Source organism: Parasphingorhabdus flavimaris (assembly GCF_013371215.1).
Taxonomy (GTDB): Bacteria; Pseudomonadota; Alphaproteobacteria; order Sphingomonadales; family Sphingomonadaceae; genus Parasphingorhabdus; species Parasphingorhabdus flavimaris.
Map to the genome: position 1 here is coordinate 761,139 of NZ_JABWMH010000002.1, position 17,148 is coordinate 778,286.

Here is a 17,148-nt window from a genome sequence, read left to right on the forward strand (position 1 = left end):
GGCGCCGGTCTATGGAAAACCTTCTCCCCACCGAGCTCGTCGTCCTGGCGACAACCGTCATCGAGAAGAATCGCGCCGCCGGGCGACGGATCACGGTTGCAGAAAGCTGCACCGGAGGTCTGGTTGCCGCCGCTCTCACCGAAGTCCCCGGCAGCAGCGACGTGTTCGACTGCGGTTTCAACACCTATTCCAACGATGCAAAGCAGAAGATGCTCGGCGTGAGCAGCGACCTTCTGGAAACCTTCGGCGCCGTTTCAATCGCGGTGGCATGGGAAATGGCGCAGGGCGCGCTCAAGCATTCCGACTGTGACGTTGCCGTTGCTATTACCGGAGTCGCAGGCCCTGGCGGTGGTACCGAGAAAAAACCGGTTGGCACGGTGGTCTTCGCCAAGGCTGAAAAAGGCCGGGATACGGACGACGTGATCGCCGACCGGAAAAATTTTGGCGATGACAAGAGCCGCGCCGATATCCGGCTTCAGGCGGTGCTGGTGGCGCTTGAACTGCTATTGCCCGACGACAAGGAATAGCTGCTGCCATAGACTTCGCCGGCACGCTCGACAAAAGCGCTGGTCATCTTGTGCAGCGCCTTGGCAAACATCTGACCGGCCAGTTTCTGGAAGATGCGGTTCTTGAACGTAAACTCGACATAAAAATCAACATGGCAGCCACCACCATCGCGCGACCGGAAGCGCCATTCATTGTGGAGCTGTTTCAGCGGACCATCCAGATAATCCACATCGATCGCCTGATTGTGGGATTTGATCACCCGCGATGAGAATTGCTCGCGCATCCCCTTGAAACCGACCAGGACATCGGCCAGCATCTCTGTCTCGCTGTCGGACCGGATCCGGGTTCCCACCACCCAGGGCAGAAATTCCTGATAGCGTCCTACATCGGCGACCAGCGCGTACATTTGCGCAGCGCTATATGGCAGGTCGCGGGTTTCTCTATGGACGGGCATTCAAAGCACCTGCGCGCGCCAGTTTTTCCTCGCGAGCCTGACGCATCTTGGCGAAATCATCTCCGGCATGATAGCTGGACCGGGTAAGCGGGCTCGAGGCGACCAGCAGAAAGCCTTTCGCCCGGGCGACCGAAGCATAAGCATCGAAGGCCTGCGGCGTGACGAATTCGCTGACCTTCACATGTTTGGTCGTCGGTTGCAGATATTGCCCCATGGTCAGGAAGTCGACGCCGGCGCTGCGCATATCGTCCATCACCTGATGGACCTCCAGACGCTGCTCGCTCAATCCCAGCATCATGCCCGATTTCGTGAAGATCGACGGATCAAGCCGCTTGACCTGCTCTAGCAGACGCAGCGACGCATAATAGCGCGCGCCCGGACGGATTGTCGGGTACAAGCGCGGTACCGTTTCCAGATTGTGATTATAGACGTCGGGACGCGCCGCCACGATAGCCTCTACCGCAGCTTCGGTCTTGTTGCGGAAGTCCGGCGTCAAAATTTCGATCGTGGTTTTTGGTGTTGTTCGGCGCAGCGCCTCTATCACCTTAACAAACTGGCTGGCTCCGCCATCGGCAAGATCATCGCGGTCTACCGAGGTTACGACGATATGCTCCAGTCCCAGCTTGGCAGCGGCATCGGCGGTATGCTGGGGTTCGAGAGCATCGACCGCCATCGGCATGCCGGTTTTGACATTGCAGAAAGCGCAGGCCCGGGTGCAGACGTCACCAAGGATCATCACCGTCGCGTGTTTCTTGGTCCAGCATTCACCGATATTCGGACAGGCCGCTTCCTCGCATACCGTATTCAGCTTGTGCTCCCGCATAAGCGCCCGGGTTTTTTCAAACTCTGCACCCATCGGGGCTTTGACGCGAATCCAGTCCGGTTTGCGGAGGCGCTCTGGTGGGCTGTCGGGCGTTACAATTTTGGTGATTTCGTTCATTTCTATCAAATAGGGAAAGAAAACCACTCTTGCCACCCCTTTAGTCGGTGATATGGATTGAAACATGACAATATTTTCAGACCTGCTCGATGGCTACCGCCGCTTCCGTTCCGACCAATGGCAGACGCAGCGCCAACGCTGGGACGAACTCAAGGAAGGCCAGAGCCCGAAGGTGATGATTATCGCCTGCAGCGACAGCCGCGTCGATCCGACCCAGATTTTCGACACCAATCCCGGCGAGACATTCATCGTTCGCAATGTGGCGGCCCTCGTGCCCCCGTTTGAAACCACCCCTGGCCAGCACGGCGTGTCCGCTGCGCTTGAATTTGCGGTCCAGTTTCTCAAGGTCGAGGAAGTGGTCGTCATGGGCCACGGCAGCTGCGGCGGTTGTGCAGCGGCACTGTCCGAGCAGATGAAGGACATGCCGCACGGCAAAGGCGGATTTATCGCCGACTGGATCACCTTGCTCGACGATGCCCGGGCCAAGGTCGCGCACGATCACGGCGATCTCGACAGCAAAGCAGCCCAATTGGCGATGGAGCATGAAGGCGTCCGGACCAGCCTGACGAATTTACGGACTTTCCCCTGCATTCAGGAGAAAGAAGCGAACGGCTCGATTCGTCTGATCGGCGCCTGGTTCGCGATTGCGGAGGGCAAGCTGCACGTATTGGACGAAAAAGACGATACCTTCTCTGCCGTGGACTGAAGAAAACAGAATATCCTTACTATTCAGAAGGGTAAGCCGACTATTTTACATTGATTGGGATATTTATTTCCACAGTGACCTGTCGGCCATCTGATGAACTTTACAAACTTTACAGTGTAATAAAACAAAATAGCCGCTTCCGGTTTCTGTTTGCAGAACACCCTCCGGACGAGCAGTTGCGTGCACGATCCGCAACCCCGGTATTTCAAAGAGCCGCGCAAAGCATAGCCGTCCGCTTTCGTGTAGGACAGCATCTTTTCCGCTTGAACGCCCTCGCCCCGCAGTCCATCTTGCCACGATGAAACAACATAATGACAATATCGCTCTGCTGATCGATTCAGACAATGCCAGCCACAATGGTCTCGATCCCGTGCTCACCGCGCTGGCCGAACTGGGGACCGTCAATATTCGTCGCGCTTATGGCAACTGGCGCAAGCAATCGCTCAAGGGCTGGGTTGATATCCTGCACAAATATGGCGTCGAACCGCAGCAACAGTTTGACATGACCAAGGGCAAGAATGCCACCGACATGAAGATGACGATTGACGCCATGGACCTGCTGTTTCGCGGCAATGTCACCGGCTTCGGAATCATGAGCAGCGACAGCGACTTCATGCCGCTGGCGATGCGAATCCGTCAGGAAGGCCTGCCGGTCTATGGTTTTGGCAGCGCCAAGTCGCCGGAAGCGTTCAAACAGGCGTGCAGCCGGTTTATCGACGTCGATGCGCTGGTAAAGGCGGACAAGCGCCATCGGACAAGCAGCAAAAGTGACGTCAAGGCGTCGGCAAAGACGGACAACGGGAATATTGCGGGCGAAGGCGGCGCCGGCAAGGTCGATGATGAACTGCTCAACCTGCTGATCGATGCCTATCTCGCGACCAAACGCGATGCCGAGGGCTACGCCAGCCTGAGCGAAGTCGGCAAGATTGCCGGCAACCGCTCGAGTTTTGACGTGCGCAACTATGGCTTTTCGAGGCTGTCGGAAATGTTCGAATCCGTTCCGAATTTCCAGACGAAGCGCGATGATAACGGTCAGTTATTTGTGAAGCGGTTGCGGTAAAAACTCCTTCTCCCTGGAGGAAGAATATATATCAGACTTTGACGAAGCGACCTTTCCGGAAGGCAGGTGGTGACTCGCGCGGCAAAATCGTTATGACCGTCTGATGCAAACCGGAGCCCTGATTTCACTCGCCCTGTATTTCATCCTGATGCTCGCCATCGGATTTTACGCCTGGCGCAAATCCACCGACAGTAGCGAAGGCTATTTGCTGGGGGGCCGGAACCTCCATCCTGCGGTGGCAGCGCTGTCTGCCGGAGCATCCGATATGTCGGGCTGGCTGCTGCTCGGCCTGCCGGGCGCGCTTTATGCGGCGGGACTCGTAGAGGTGTGGATCGGGATCGGCCTGTTTGTCGGCGCGCTGGTCAACTGGATCGTCGTTGCCCCGCGTCTGCGCGAGCAGACAGAAAGCTATGGCAACGCCCTCACCATCCCCGAATTTCTCGCCAATCGTTTCCCCGACAAGGCGCTGGCGTTGCGGGTGACATCGGCGATCATCATCGTTTTGTTCTTCGCCGTCTATACCGCAGCGGGCCTGGTCGGCGGCGGCAAATTGTTCGAGACCAGCTTTGCCGGCCTGTTTGGCGACACCGGCATGAGCGATTATATGACCGGGATATGGCTGACCGCGGGCGTCGTACTGGCCTATACTATGGTTGGCGGTTTTCTCGCCGTCAGCCTGACCGATTTTGTCCAGGGCTGTATCATGGTCGTGGCGCTGGTGCTGATGCCGCTGGTGGTTCTGACCAGCGATGGCGGTTTCGGCGCGGCAACCGCCCAATTAAACGCGATCGATCCCGATTTTCTCAGCCTGACCGCAGGATTGTCGTTCATCGGTTTTCTCTCGGCGATTACCTGGGGGCTCGGCTATTTCGGTCAGCCGCATATCATCGTCCGCTTTATGGCGATCCGCTCGGTGCCGCAGGTGGCGACGGCGCGCAATATCGGTATGAGCTGGATGGGCGTCGCTTTGCTAGGCGCGATCGGCGTCGGCATCACCGGACGCGCCTATGTCGAGATGAACGGGCTGACGCTCGAGGACCCGGAAACGATCTTCATCCTGCTGGCTAATACCTTGTTTCATCCCTTGATCACCGGCTTCCTGCTCGCGGCGCTGCTGGCTGCGATCATGAGCACGATCAGCTCGCAATTGCTGGTGTCGTCCAGTTCTCTGACCGAAGATTTCTACCGCCTGTTCCTGCGCAAGAACGCCAGCGAGCGGGAGACCGTCAATGTCGGGCGACTGTTTGTCGCCTTGGTCGCGCTGGTTGCAATTTATATCGCCCGCGACCCCGACAGCAAGGTGCTGGGCCTGGTAAGCAACGCCTGGGCCGGCTTCGGCGCCGCGTTCGGGCCACTGATCCTGCTGTCGCTGACCTGGAAGCGGATGACCGGCGCTGGAGCGGTGTCTGGCCTGGTTGTTGGCGCCGGCGTGGTGATCCTGTGGATCGCGATGGGCTGGAACAAGGCATTTTTGGGTGGTCCCGGGGTTTACGAGATCATTCCGGGCTTCGTCGCGGCGATGGCGGCGATTGTCGGGGTTAGTTTGGCGGGGAAACCGGCCGAGGATATTTCAAACGCCTGATCAATGTGATATATTCGCGGAATGACTTCACAGGATGCCATCCCCACTTCCCATCAAAAGGCGCTGCTGACCACACAGGAATTTTACCTGTTATGTGAATCGGGGACCTTTCTGGAATGTGCCAAAGCCGAGTTATTGGATGGAGAAATCTATACCATGAACGCACAACATCGACCGCATGTCATGGCCAAAATGGACCTTTACGACGCCATCAGGGACCAGCTAAAAGTCATAGGTTCAACCCTGCGGGCCGTACTGGAAGCGACTGTTGAACTCGACGCAAGAAACGCTCCCGAACCCGATATAATTCTGACATCGGAACCCTATGGCGAAGGCGCAATTCCTGTTTCATCAGTTGCGCTTATAGTGGAGATATCAGACACCACGTTAAAAATGGATATGGGCAAGAAACAAGCCATCTATGCTCAGGCAGGCGTTGCCGAATATTGGGTCGTCGATTTGGAAGGCGGCAAATTGCATCAGATGTGGTCAGTGAAGGACCATGTTTACCGCGAAAAACGCGAATTGCCGTTCGGAGCACAGGTCAATTCCGAAACAGTCGAGCAATTGGCTATTACGCTGGACATAGGATCGTCACACCGGGTTTGATCCAACACCAAGAGGCCAACTCACTGTGGTGAGAGCGGCTCCGGGTGTTAAACCAAGTCAGGTAAGATGAGACTCATATTACCTGGTCAATTTCTTGTAAGCCACACGCGTAGGCCGATCCGCCGCGTCGCCCAGTCTCCGACGCTTATCCTCTTCATAGGCCTCGAAATTGCCTTCAAACCATTCGACATGGCTGTCGCCTTCAAACGCCAGGATATGGGTCGCCAGACGATCGAGGAAGAAGCGGTCATGCGAGATGACCACGGCGCAGCCGGCGAAGCTTTCGAGCGCGTCTTCGAGGGCGCGCAAGGTTTCAACGTCGAGATCGTTGGTTGGCTCATCGAGCAACAGCACGTTGCCGCCCTCTTTCAGCATCTTGGCGAGATGGACGCGGTTGCGTTCACCGCCGGAGAGCTGGCCGACCTTCTTCTGCTGATCGACACCCTTGAAGTTGAAGGCACCGACATAGGCGCGCGTCTGGACTTCGTTCTTGCCGAAGGTGAAGAAATCGTGGCCGCCGGAAATTTCTTCCCAGATATTCTTTGCCGGGTCGAGCGTGTCGCGGCTCTGGTCGACATAGCCGAGCTTTACCGTTTCACCGAGCTCCAGCGAACCATTGTCGGGCGTTTCCTGTCCGGTGATGATCCGGAACAGGGTCGTCTTGCCCGCGCCGTTGGCGCCAATGATGCCAACGATACCGCCGGGTGGCAGCGAGAATTCAAGATCCTCGAACAATAATTTATCGCCATAAGCCTTGGTCAGACCCTTGGCCTCGATCACCTTGGAGCCGAGCCGCTCCGGCGTCTGGATGAGTATCTGTGCCTTGCCGACTACGCGGTTTTCCTGCGAAGCGACCAGATCATCGAATGACTTGATACGCGCCTTCGACTTGGTTTGCCGCGCCTTGGGGCTCTGCCGCATCCATTGGAGTTCGTTGTCGATTGCCTTCTGGCGGCTCTTGTCCTCGCGCTCTTCCTGCGCCATCCGTTTGGACTTGGCTTCGAGCCAGTTGGAATAATTGCCTTCGAACGGAATGCCCTTGCCGCGGTCGATTTCGAGCACCCAGTTGACGACATTGTCGAGAAAATAGCGGTCATGGGTGACGAGAATGACGTTGCCGGCATAATCGATCAGATGTTTTTCGAGCCAGGCGACGCTTTCGGCGTCGAGATGGTTGGTAGGCTCATCGAGCATCAGGATTTCCGGCTTGTCGAGCAGCAGCCGGCAAAGCGCGACGCGACGCTTCTCGCCACCGGAGAGATCGGTTACCGGGCTGTCCCCAGGGGGGCAGCGCAGCGCTTCCATCGCGATTTCCAGCTGGTTGTCGAGAGTCCAGCCATCGACGGCGTCGATCTTTTCCTGCAGCTCGCCCATTTCCTCCATCAGCGCGTCGAAATCCGCGTCTTCCGGCGGATCGCCCATGATATTGGAAATTTCGTTGAAGCGCGCGACCAGATCCGCGACTTCGCGGACACCGTCCATGACATTTTCCTTGACCGTCTTGGTCTCGTCGAGCTGCGGCTCCTGCGCCAGATAGCCGACACGAATGCCCTCGCCTGCCCAGGCCTCGCCCTGGAATTCGTCATCCTGGCCCGACATGATCTTCATCAGCGTCGACTTACCGGCACCGTTTTTGCCGATGATGGCGATCTTCGTGCCCGGAAGGAATTGCAGGTGGATATTGTCGAGCACCGGCTTGGGGGCACCGGGAAAGGTCTTGGTCAGACCTTTCATGACATAGCTATATTGGACGGCCATATTTATTCTTTCTCAGTCTATATCATTAATGCGGAGCCAGTCGAAGGGCGCTGTTGGCGCACCAGGGTTCGAGGAAGCGCAGCATTAACGGGAAATGGGGCTTGTTTGATGGTTCATGTAGCTATTCCGCCCGCCAGTCGCAAGAGACCATTGCCCAGACTATTGGCAAACCGCAAAAGGCGGGTTAGGCAGCGGTAATGAGAAACATAACCACCCTGCTCGCTGGCGCCTCGGCGCTGATTCTGTCCACTGCTGCTCTCGCTGACAATCACGGGGTCAAGGCCTTGCAAACCAAGGCTCTACAGGATGATGTCGCCTATGATATTATCGAAGGCATGACCACCGAAGTCGGACCACGCCAGGCAGGCACCCAGCAGGAAGCCCGGGCGCGGGTCTGGTCGGTTGAAAAGCTCAAATCCCTGGGGTTCGAGAATGTCCGCGACGAAGCGTTCATGATGCCGACCTGGGTGCGGGGCGAGGAGACTGCGGCAGTAGTAGCGCCCTACCCGCAAAAGCTGATGGTCACGGCCTTGGGCAATAGCGCCAGCACCGGCGCAAAGGGGATCACCGCAGAAATCGCCTATTTCGATTCTCTGGAAGCGATGAAGGCGGTTCCCGATGGCAGTCTCGCTGGCAAGATCGCCTTTGTTACCCACGAGATGCACCGGACGCAGGATGGCTCCAGCTATAGCGCTTTCGGTCCGATTCGCTGGGTTGGACCGTCGATCGCTTCACAAAAAGGCGCATCGGCTTATGTCATCAAGTCGATCGGTACGGACAATCATCGCAATCCCCACACCGGCAGCACCGGCTTTGGCGAAGGCGTGAAACCGATCCCGGCGGGGGCCTTGTCGCTGCCCGACGCCGACAATCTCGAGCGGATGGTAAAGCTGGCTCAGAAATCCGGAAAACCGGTGACGATGAATTTGGTGCTGACCCCCAAGAATATCGGTCAGCAGCAATCCGGCAACGTCATCGCCGAAGTGGTCGGCCGCGACCCCAGCCTGCCGATGATTTTGATTGCCTGCCATCTCGACAGCTGGGATCTGGCGACCGGAGCATTTGATGATGCGGCGGGCTGCGGGATCATCACCGCTGCTGCAAAGAATATCAAGGATCACGGACAACCACTTCGAACTATTAGATTATTATGGGCGGGCGCAGAAGAGGTCGGCATATGGGGCGGCAAAGCCTATCGCGATGCCCATCGCGACAAGAAACATGCGATTGCGATGGAATCGGATTTCGGTGCCGACAATATCTGGAGAGTGGAATTCACTCTGCCCGATGAAGCAAAAAAAGTGGCCGACGAGATTTCTGCAAATCTGCTGAATCTCGGCATTGGTCGTTCCGGCGGCCAGGCCGGTGGCGGCGCGGATATCGGGCCGATCATCGCAGATGGCAATCTCGCAATCATTGACCTGCAACAGGACGGAAGCCGCTATTTCGACCTTCATCATACGCCGGACGATACGCTCGACAAGATCGATCCCGAACAAGTGCGCCAGAATGTCGCCGCTTGGACCACGGTATTGTCGATCATCGCGAATAGCGATGCGGACTTCACCATGCCGGTGAAAAAGTGAAGAGCCTCAAACTCCTTTTACCAGCGATGTTGATGCTGGGAGCCTGCTCCGAAAGCCCGATCGAGGATCAGGGCGAAGAAGCGATTGCGGAACTGGAGAAAGAGATTGAGGAGGATGCCCAGTCTCTCGAAGAAGCGGCGGATGAGGCGGTCAAGGCGCTGGCAGAGGATATCGACTCCCAACTGGCAGCCGATGGCGTGAGCGCTCCGCCGGGTCCGTCGACACAGAGCACTGAAGAATAAGAGATAGGCTACTGCCTGCCGGGCATTCCCGAAACATTCAAGATCAGGCCGGCAAAGACAGCGTGGCTCGCAAACCGCCGCCTGGCCGGTTGGTCAGGACGATATCGCCTCCGTGATCCCGGGCAATTGCCCGCGCCAGCGTCAGGCCGAGTCCCGATCCGCCGGTGGCGCGATTGCGGGATTCTTCGCCGCGCAAGAACGGCTCGAACATCGCATCGATTTTTTCGTCGGGGATACCCGGGCCATCGTCATCAACGATTATCATCAGCTTATCGCCGGACTTTTCCACAGAGATATCCGCAGCCTTGCCGTAGAGAACCGAATTTCCGATCAGATTCCTCAGGGCCCTGCGAATCAGCGTCTCCCGTACCGTCGCGATCTGTTTTTCGCCGCGCTGATAACGAACCTGGTGGCCGAGATCGGTAAACTCGTCGACCACAGTCTCGATCATCGACCGGATATCGACCGGATTTGACTGCTCCGACGATCTGCCGAGCCTGGCAAGCGAGAGAATATCGTCCAGCATCTGGTCCATATCCTCGATTCCGTCGACCATCTTTTCGCGCTCGATATCATCGTCGACATTTTCAATCCGGACCCTCAGGGCCGCCAGCGGGGTCCGCAGATCATGACCGATGGCTCCGAGCATGACATTTTTTTCGTTCAACATGTTGCTGACACGCCCACTCATATCATTGAAAGCGCGGATCAGTTCACGGGTGTCCGGAGGCCCCTGCTCTTCCAGCGTTTCGGTCTTGCCGGGCTGGAAGGAACGCGCTGTTGCGGTCAGTGTCTTCAACGGTCGCGAAATATAGCGCCCTAGAAGAACCAACGGGATCAGCATCAGAAGATAGGTGATGATCGTCTGGAACAATAAGGTCCTGACCAGCATAGGGTTACGCTCGCGAACAGCGGACGCGACGCTGATCCATTGTCCATCGTCGCGCCGGGCCGAGACGATTACAAAACCCTTGGTTTCCAGAGGGGTTGCCCTGCTCCCCATTGATCGATTGATCGGGTTGTCGCGCCACTTTCCCCGGTTCGATCCGATCACATGGCCGGTCATATCGGGCGTCAACCGCCGGACTTCCGCCGCGCGAATATCGGAAAATCCTATCCCCATATTGGAAAAAGCCTGCCCCGCCCGCGCTTCGAGTTCCGGCAGACGTTTCATATCTTCAGTAACAGCGGTTTCGGGGCCATATTTCAGTCGCGTCCCACGCCGACCGCCGTTCGCTCCACCTGCCTCACCCCGCCGATACGTGGATTGCCGCTCCAGAGCGAAAGCAATGCGGGCCACCGACGACGTCGAAGCCTCTAACAAATTCTGGTTCTGCGCCCCGCGATAGAGCAAGAAGCTGTTTACGCCCTGAGCAACCAGGAGCATCAGCGCGACGATCAGCAGCAACTGTCCTACCAGGCTATTGGGCCACAGGCGCTTCACAGCGATTTCACTTCACCGGCCAGCATATATCCGCCGCCCCACACGGTCTTGATGATTTCGGGATTTTTGGGATCGGCTTCAATCTTGCGGCGCAGCCGGCTGATCTGGTTGTCGACTGCACGGTCGAAAGCGTGGGCTTCACGGCCCTGGGTGATGTCGAGCAATTGATCGCGATTGAGCACCTGACCAGCGCGCGAAACCAGCGCCAGCAGCATCTGATATTCGCCGGTCGAGAGAGAGACGTTCACGCCATCGGCGTCGATCAGGCTGCGTTTGTCACATTTTAGGGTCCAGCCCGAGAATTGATAGGCTCCCCCGGTCGCGCCGTTGTTGCTCGAGCCACCTTTCTCAGCGCGGCGCAATATGACCTTGATCCGCGCGACCAGTTCACGGGGGCTGAAAGGCTTTGTGACATAATCATCGGCACCCAGCTCGAGCCCGATAATCCGTTCGGTCTCTTCGGTCTTGGCGCTGATGAAAATCACCGGGATATCGGTTTTGTCGGTGACGAAGCGGCAGAGGCTGAGCCCGTCTTCACCCGGCATCATGATGTCGAGCAGGATGATGTCGAAATCATAAGCATTGAGCAAAGACCGGGCGAGGCTCGCATCGGCGGCCTGCTGTACCTTGTATCCCTGTTTGATCAGATAATCCGCGAGAGGTTCCCGCAACGACGCTTCGTCGTCGACCAGCAATATATGTGTCTTGTTCACCATCGGATCAGCCTATCACAGGAAACGCAAAAAGGAACGGACCGCCAGCCAATTTGGGGGAGAAGGGGGAGATGGCTGACGATCCGTTCGCGAAAAGAGTGGTTCAGGGATTAACCGCCTCTTTTATTCCGTTCGCCCTTGTGGGCCTTGCGAGCAGCCTGACGCTCTTCTTTGGTGATTTTGCCGTCTTTATTGGCATCAGCCTTGTCAAAGCGGGCCAGAGCTGCAGCGGTGAATTCGGCCTTGCTGATCATCTGATCGCCATTGGTATCGGCGGCGCGCATCATTCCCATGCCACCACGGCCACCACGTTTTCCGCGCATGCCCTTACCGCCGCGCTTGCCCTGCTTTGCCTGGGCTTCCGCCTGGCTCAGCTTGCCGTTGCCATCGGTATCGGCGCGAGCAAATCGTTCGGCCTTGCGCGCATCACGTGCCGCAGTCATTTCGGCCTGGGTCAATTCACCATCGCCATTGCTGTCCATTTTGGCAAAGCGTTCGGCTTTTTTGGCGTCACGATCTGCCTTGGAAAGCTGGCCGTCACCGTTAACATCCATTCTGGCGAAGCGGGCGTCGAGCGACGAGGTCAGTTCAGCGCGGCTTATCGCACCATCGCCATTCGTGTCTGCCCGCATGCCGCGGTCACCCGGAGCGGCAACGGCAATACCGCCCGCCATCAACAAAGCGGTAGCGCTCGAAATCAAAATTGCTTTTTTCATATTCATGTTCCTCATATTCCAGTTCAGGGAGACGGTCTGTCTTTCCGTCATGAATGTCTTTCTAGTAGCCACTTGTCGCTGAACTTTGTCAGAACGGACAAAAATTGTCGCAAATTGTATCGGACGGCGCGTTTCGTTCATGAGCGTGCAAGATCACTGGACGGATTTGGCGTAAATCGCGATTTCGGCAATGGCTTCGGGTGCTAAGGCTCCCGAAATTGGGAATATCATTAACTTTTGCCGCTTCTCCGTCCCGTTCGGCCCGCAAATAACTCGATGAACAATAACATTGTTCTTATCGGACAGCGGCGCGCAGCCATTAGAGCCTGCCGTCCTTTTCGTCTGCTATCCGCGGCCACGAAAGCCCGTGAAACCAAACAGCAACGATATTCTCAGCCCGTTTTATAGGCATGGAACAATAACATTATGCGCTATTCTACCCGCTGCCCGGTGATTACAGAGCGCCCTGTAATCGGCTGAAAAGTGCGAAAGATTGCAAACAATAAAATTATGCTTCCCGCCAGTCCCTGGCCATTCTGGCGGTGAGCGCGGGTATCCGCAATTATCGGCGGATACGGGATGCTGATCCGCCAATAATGAAGTGCAATGTTCTCATTGATATTGGTTTCTGGTGGGTCAGTTCTGATTTTTGGACCCAAAAAGCGACTATTCATTACCACCAGATTAGCTCTTTTCCCGTCGGCAGCGCGATTGGCGACCGGAACCGCGCAAAATCGATACAAGATAGTTATTTTCCGAAAACAATAATCCCATTGTCAGAAAACATAAGTTTATGGTTCGGACGAATTCCGCCTGAATCAGACAGAAATAACGCCAATCAGCAAATTTCCGGATCAGAAATTGCCCGCAATTCGATGCGCTTTGGCTGGCCCGGGCGGAATTGCTAACTGCAACTTTAATCACCCCCAAAAAATGCCTGAACACTTCTGAAAATCAACGTTCTTATATAGTTTCTGCTTTGCAGGAAGCGGCTATTCGATGCCGATTTTCTGCGCTCCAACCAATGACAAGAACTTTGCGCTTTCCAAAAAGTCGTCGCAGACAATAGGGATATTGTTCAAAATCGTCCCTTCCTGAGCCAGCCTGACTTCTACAACCTGCCGGCCAGGCCGGCCACCGCCCCCGATTCATTGCGGAGAAGTCTGTGTAAACCGCATAAATCCCCCGTTTTTGGCGATATGGGAGAAAAACTAACCTTTGGGTAACGTTTCAAGCGGGCATCAAGTCCGGGGCTGATTCCAAAGTCGCGGGCGCAGCCCATATCTCCCGATGTCACCAATCTCGACTATTCCGATCATGTGGTCGGAAATTGACGTTTTTTGGGCCTGAGGCACGGGATTGCTTCACAATTTCGATCGCTGATTATCGAAAAATCCAATGGAATCAGCGGAATTCGCACTCAATTAGATTCCATTATTACTTATTTTCAGCCACTTAGTGACAATATATCAGATACTATATCATTATCTAAAGCATGCATAGCGCTGTACTCACAGAAAAGTCTTTCAAATCAGCGATTTAATGCCGTAACCTCAGCAATGTCAGGAAGAAAAATTGGAGCGGGTGAAGGGAATCGAACCCTCGTCGTAAGCTTGGAAGGCTTCTGCTCTACCATTGAGCTACACCCGCATGTCCGGATCGACCGGATGGCCCGCTATTGCCACCGCTTTTGTGGTGCGTCAATCAGGAAAGGTCGATTTAGGGCTTTGCTTTCCGGCTGCGCTGATCAAACCAGAGTGCGACCGCCCGTTTATCCGCATCGGTCATATGCAAGCCCAGTTTCGAACGCCGCCACAGCACATCGTCCGCCGAACAGGCAAACTCGCGATCGATCAGCCACAGGATCTCGATTTCGTAAAGGCCGGCACCAAATTCCTGTCCCAGGTCTGCCACAGTTTGCACATCCTCGAGAATCGATGCGGCATCGGTGCCATAGGCTCTGACCAGGCGATGCAGGACCAACCGGTCGATAAAGCTCCACCGGCCGGAATATTGATCGACCAGCGCGTCAAAACCATTCGGTGCAAAATCCCCACCGGGCAGATGCGCCTCTTTGGTCCAGTCATCGCCGTCAACATCGAGCTCCTCAGACAAGGTCCGGATCGCTTGCAGGGCGAGCACCCGATAGGTGGTTATCTTGCCGCCGAAGATCGACAGCACCGGCGCGCCATCATCATTGTCATAGTCGAATACGAAGTCCCGGGTCACCGTGGCTGCTGTCCGGCTATGATCGTCGAACAATGGACGGACACCTGAATAGTTCCAGACGATATCAGTGCGTTCAACCGGCTTCTCGAAATATTCGCTGGCGGCATCGCACAGATAATCGATCTCGCTGTCGCTGATCTCGGCAGGCCCCTCGGCATAGCTCCACGGCTGGTCGGTCGTGCCGATCAGCGTATAATCGCCTTCATAGGGGATCGCGAAAATGATCCGGCCATCACGATTCTGGAAAATATAGCTATGGTCGCCCTCATATTTCCGTTTGACGACGATATGGCTGCCCTTGACCAGACGGAGCTTTGCGGCATTCCCGCTCTGGTCGTACATGGCGGTAACAGGATCTACCCATGGACCGGCGGCGTTGACCAGCACTCTGGCCTGCTCTGTGGTGACCGCGCCATTTTGACGGATATCCAGATTCCAGCGATCGGCACCGCGCTTCAGAGCGATACATTCCGTCCGGGTCCGGATATCGGCGCCACGCTCGGCGGCATCGCGGGCGGTGAGCGAGACGAGCCGGGCGTCCTCGACCCAGCAGTCGGAATAGGCAAAGCCCTTTCTGAGCCGCTTTTGCAATGTATCACCGCGACGATCCTTCAGCAGGTTCACGCTCGAGGTCGCCGGCAATATCTCGCGGCCACCGAGATGGTCGTAGAGAAACAGGCCGAGACGCAGCAGCCAGGCAGGCCGCATGCCCTTGTCCACCGGCAGAACGAAGCGCATCGGCCAGATGATATGCGGTGCCGCACGGAGCAGGACTTCCCGCTCCTTCAGCGCCTTGCGGACGAGGTTGAATTCATAATGTTCGAGATAGCGCAGTCCGCCGTGGACCAACTTGGTGCTCGCCGACGAAGTGTGCGAGGCGAGATCGTCGCGCTCGACCAGCAGGACCTTCAGTCCCCTGCCCGCTGCATCACGCGCAATTCCGACGCCATTTATGCCGCCGCCAATGATAGCCAGATCATACATCGGCACAGTCATAGAGAAAGCTGAGATTTGCGCAATGTTGCATCGCAACATAGTGAGCCATCGACTGGCTTTTTCTTGCCTTTTGCAAGCCAGCTTATAGCGTGGCCGGGAATAAGGGAGCGGACGATGGTGGGACAGCATATCTTGGTGATCGACGAGGGCACGACATCGACAAGAGCGATGCTGTTTGGCGTCGACGGAAAATTGCAGGGCTCACAGCAGGAGGCGTTGCAGCAATATTATCCAGCACCCGGCCTGGTCGAACATGACGCCGCAGAAATATGGGAAAAAACCCTGAGCTGCTGCCAGAAAATGATCGAGAAGGCCGGCGGTGCCGACAAGATCACGGCGATCGGGATCACCAACCAGCGCGAGACCGTTGTGGCCTGGGACAAAAGGAGCGGCGAGCCACTTGCCCGAGCGATCGTCTGGCAGGACCGGCGAACGGCGGGCAAATGCGACGCTCTCAAGGCGGACGGTCTTGAGCCGATGGTTCAGGAAAAGACGGGATTGCTGCTCGACCCCTATTTCTCGGGCAGCAAAATCGGCTGGATGCTGGAAAACTGGCCACAGGTCCGCAAAGCCGGAGACAATCTCGCGTTCGGCACGATCGAATCCTATCTCATCTACCGGCTGACCGGCGGTCAGCATGTTACCGACGCCAGCAATGCCAGCAGAACCATGCTGATGGCGCTGGATGGCGATGACTGGGACGACGAATTGCTCGCGCTGTTCGATATTCCCAAACAGGCCCTGCCGCGGATTGTCGACTGTGCCGGAGATCTGGGAACCACCGCTGTCGATCTCTTCGGCGGTCCGATCGCCATTTGCGGTTCTGCCGGTGACCAGCAAGCCGCAACCATCGGCCAGGCCTGTCTGGAGATCGGCCAGACCAAGGCGACTTTCGGGACCGGCGCCTTCATATTGACCAACAGCGGAGACACGCCGCCCCGCTCGGAAAATCGCCTGCTGTCAACCATCCTCTATCAGCATCAGGGCAAACGTATCTACGCGCTCGAGGGATCGGTATTCGTCGCCGGGAGCCTGATGCAATGGCTGCGCGACGATGTCGGCTTGCTCAAATATGCCGGCGAGAGCGAAGAGCTGGCGCGTTCGGTCGACGATAATGGCGGGGTCTATCTTGTTCCCGCACTATCGGGGCTCGGCGCTCCCCATTGGCGGGCAGAAGCAACCGCAACGATTTCCGGCCTCAGTTTTTCGTCGAAAAAAGCCCATATCGCCCGCGCTGCGCTGGAATCGATGGCCTATCAATGCCACGATCTGAAGACCGCCTTTTCCGCCGATGGCGTCGACTGGCAAGGCCTGAGGATCGACGGCGGTATGGTCGCCAACGACTGGATGGTTCAGGATCTGGCGAATATCCTCGACATTACGGTGGAGCGGCCCGAGTTTTTCGAGACCACGGCGCTGGGAGCAGCGATGCTCGCGGCGGTCGGGGCGGGCCTATATCCCTCGCTCGAAGCGGCTTCGGTAATGATATCGGGTCTGGATGTGCACGAGCCTGATATCGACCCCGCTACAAGGACCAGCAGGCTTGCCGGATGGCAACGGGCTATCAGTTCCGCTTTGGCCAGCTAACCATCGTCCAGGCACAAAA

15 protein-coding genes and 1 tRNA gene are annotated in these 17,148 nt (G+C 56.6%); 8 read left to right on the forward strand and 8 right to left on the reverse strand.

Translation table 11 applies throughout. The annotated features are described in order from the left end of the window. The first annotated feature begins 11 nt into the window (after positions 1 to 11). Complete coding sequence (locus HUO14_RS08300; protein ID WP_176279376.1) at positions 12 to 527, forward strand: CinA family protein; 516 nt, start codon at positions 12 to 14, stop codon at positions 525 to 527. On the opposite strand, the gene HUO14_RS08305 is transcribed toward HUO14_RS08300, so the two are convergent. Together HUO14_RS08305 and lipA are read right to left on the reverse strand one after the other, a co-directional pair. Then, the gene (locus tag HUO14_RS08305; protein WP_176279377.1) at positions 476 to 961 is read right to left on the reverse strand and encodes a type II toxin-antitoxin system RatA family toxin; all 486 of its coding nucleotides are present in this window, start codon (positions 959 to 961) and stop codon (positions 476 to 478) included. The two genes, HUO14_RS08300 and HUO14_RS08305, sit on opposite strands and share 52 nt — an antisense overlap. Further along, positions 948 to 1,901 (reverse strand): lipoyl synthase, encoded by a 954-nt coding sequence (gene lipA / locus HUO14_RS08310; protein ID WP_176279550.1) that lies wholly within the window; start codon positions 1,899 to 1,901, stop codon positions 948 to 950. The genes HUO14_RS08305 and lipA overlap by 14 nt, the downstream gene beginning before the upstream one ends. A gap of 64 nt (positions 1,902 to 1,965) precedes the next feature. Here lipA and HUO14_RS08315 point away from each other — a divergent pair, with 64 nt between their 5' ends. The 4 genes from HUO14_RS08315 (at position 1,966) to HUO14_RS08330 (ending at position 5,858) form a co-directional block, all read left to right on the forward strand. Next, on the forward strand, positions 1,966 to 2,607 hold the full coding sequence (locus HUO14_RS08315; protein ID WP_176279378.1) for a carbonic anhydrase: 642 nt from the start codon (positions 1,966 to 1,968) through the stop codon (positions 2,605 to 2,607). A 298-nt stretch (positions 2,608 to 2,905) separates the two neighbouring features. Beyond that, positions 2,906 to 3,667, forward strand: a complete 762-nt coding sequence (locus tag HUO14_RS08320) for an NYN domain-containing protein (protein WP_176279379.1) — start codon at positions 2,906 to 2,908, stop codon at positions 3,665 to 3,667. Between the two features lie 103 nt (positions 3,668 to 3,770). Next, complete coding sequence (gene putP / locus HUO14_RS08325) at positions 3,771 to 5,249, forward strand: sodium/proline symporter PutP (protein ID WP_176279380.1); 1,479 nt, start codon at positions 3,771 to 3,773, stop codon at positions 5,247 to 5,249. A 21-nt stretch (positions 5,250 to 5,270) separates the two neighbouring features. Then, positions 5,271 to 5,858: a Uma2 family endonuclease gene (locus HUO14_RS08330; RefSeq protein ID WP_176279381.1), complete on the forward strand. Its 588-nt coding sequence runs from the start codon at positions 5,271 to 5,273 to the stop codon at positions 5,856 to 5,858. 78 nt (positions 5,859 to 5,936) lie between these two features. Here HUO14_RS08330 and ettA read toward each other — a convergent pair whose 3' ends face one another. Next, a complete protein-coding gene (ettA, locus tag HUO14_RS08335) occupies positions 5,937 to 7,616 on the reverse strand; it encodes an energy-dependent translational throttle protein EttA (protein WP_176279382.1) in 1,680 nt (559 codons plus the stop codon). A 197-nt stretch (positions 7,617 to 7,813) separates the two neighbouring features. Here ettA and HUO14_RS08340 point away from each other — a divergent pair, with 197 nt between their 5' ends. Next, complete coding sequence (locus tag HUO14_RS08340; protein ID WP_176279383.1) at positions 7,814 to 9,202, forward strand: M28 family peptidase; 1,389 nt, start codon at positions 7,814 to 7,816, stop codon at positions 9,200 to 9,202. Beyond that, complete coding sequence (locus HUO14_RS08345; RefSeq protein ID WP_176279384.1) at positions 9,199 to 9,444, forward strand: Ntn hydrolase family protein; 246 nt, start codon at positions 9,199 to 9,201, stop codon at positions 9,442 to 9,444. Before HUO14_RS08340 ends, HUO14_RS08345 begins: the two co-directional genes overlap by 4 nt. A gap of 43 nt (positions 9,445 to 9,487) precedes the next feature. Here the strand turns inward: HUO14_RS08345 and HUO14_RS08350 are convergent, their stop codons facing one another. From HUO14_RS08350 to glpD, 5 genes are all read right to left on the reverse strand, one after another. Then, a complete protein-coding gene (locus HUO14_RS08350) occupies positions 9,488 to 10,888 on the reverse strand; it encodes an ATP-binding protein (protein ID WP_176279385.1) in 1,401 nt (466 codons plus the stop codon). Next, positions 10,885 to 11,604, reverse strand: a complete 720-nt coding sequence (locus tag HUO14_RS08355) for a response regulator (protein ID WP_176279386.1) — start codon at positions 11,602 to 11,604, stop codon at positions 10,885 to 10,887. The genes HUO14_RS08350 and HUO14_RS08355 overlap by 4 nt, the downstream gene beginning before the upstream one ends. Positions 11,605 to 11,711: 107 nt before the next feature. After that, positions 11,712 to 12,317, reverse strand: coding sequence for a CREC-EF hand family protein (locus tag HUO14_RS08360; RefSeq protein WP_176279387.1), 606 nt, complete (start codon positions 12,315 to 12,317; stop codon positions 11,712 to 11,714). A gap of 1,576 nt (positions 12,318 to 13,893) precedes the next feature. Next, positions 13,894 to 13,967, reverse strand: a tRNA-Gly gene (locus HUO14_RS08365). 69 nt (positions 13,968 to 14,036) lie between these two features. Then, entirely contained in the window at positions 14,037 to 15,530 is a 1,494-nt protein-coding gene (glpD, locus tag HUO14_RS08370) for a glycerol-3-phosphate dehydrogenase (RefSeq protein WP_246255362.1), read from the reverse strand. Positions 15,531 to 15,659: 129 nt separating this feature from the next. Between glpD and HUO14_RS08375 the strand changes: the two genes are divergently transcribed. Next, positions 15,660 to 17,129 carry a glycerol kinase GlpK gene (locus HUO14_RS08375; protein WP_176279551.1) on the forward strand — a complete coding sequence of 490 codons (1,470 nt, stop codon included), beginning with the start codon at positions 15,660 to 15,662 and terminating at the stop codon, positions 17,127 to 17,129. Positions 17,130 to 17,148 lie beyond the last annotated feature (19 nt).

Coding starts and splice junctions, on each gene's coding strand:
- HUO14_RS08340 (WP_176279383.1), top strand. CDS start 7,814: ATGAGAAACATAACCACCCTGCTCGCTGGCGCCTCGGCGCTGATTCTG.
- putP (WP_176279380.1), top strand. CDS start 3,771: ATGCAAACCGGAGCCCTGATTTCACTCGCCCTGTATTTCATCCTGATG.
- HUO14_RS08355 (WP_176279386.1), bottom strand. CDS start 11,604: ATGGTGAACAAGACACATATATTGCTGGTCGACGACGAAGCGTCGTTG.
- HUO14_RS08305 (WP_176279377.1), bottom strand. CDS start 961: ATGCCCGTCCATAGAGAAACCCGCGACCTGCCATATAGCGCTGCGCAA.
- ettA (WP_176279382.1), bottom strand. CDS start 7,616: ATGGCCGTCCAATATAGCTATGTCATGAAAGGTCTGACCAAGACCTTT.
- HUO14_RS08315 (WP_176279378.1), top strand. CDS start 1,966: ATGACAATATTTTCAGACCTGCTCGATGGCTACCGCCGCTTCCGTTCC.
- lipA (WP_176279550.1), bottom strand. CDS start 1,901: ATGAACGAAATCACCAAAATTGTAACGCCCGACAGCCCACCAGAGCGC.
- HUO14_RS08320 (WP_176279379.1), top strand. CDS start 2,906: ATGAAACAACATAATGACAATATCGCTCTGCTGATCGATTCAGACAAT.
- HUO14_RS08330 (WP_176279381.1), top strand. CDS start 5,271: ATGACTTCACAGGATGCCATCCCCACTTCCCATCAAAAGGCGCTGCTG.
- HUO14_RS08360 (WP_176279387.1), bottom strand. CDS start 12,317: ATGAAAAAAGCAATTTTGATTTCGAGCGCTACCGCTTTGTTGATGGCG.
- glpD (WP_246255362.1), bottom strand. CDS start 15,530: ATGTATGATCTGGCTATCATTGGCGGCGGCATAAATGGCGTCGGAATT.
- HUO14_RS08300 (WP_176279376.1), top strand. CDS start 12: ATGGAAAACCTTCTCCCCACCGAGCTCGTCGTCCTGGCGACAACCGTC.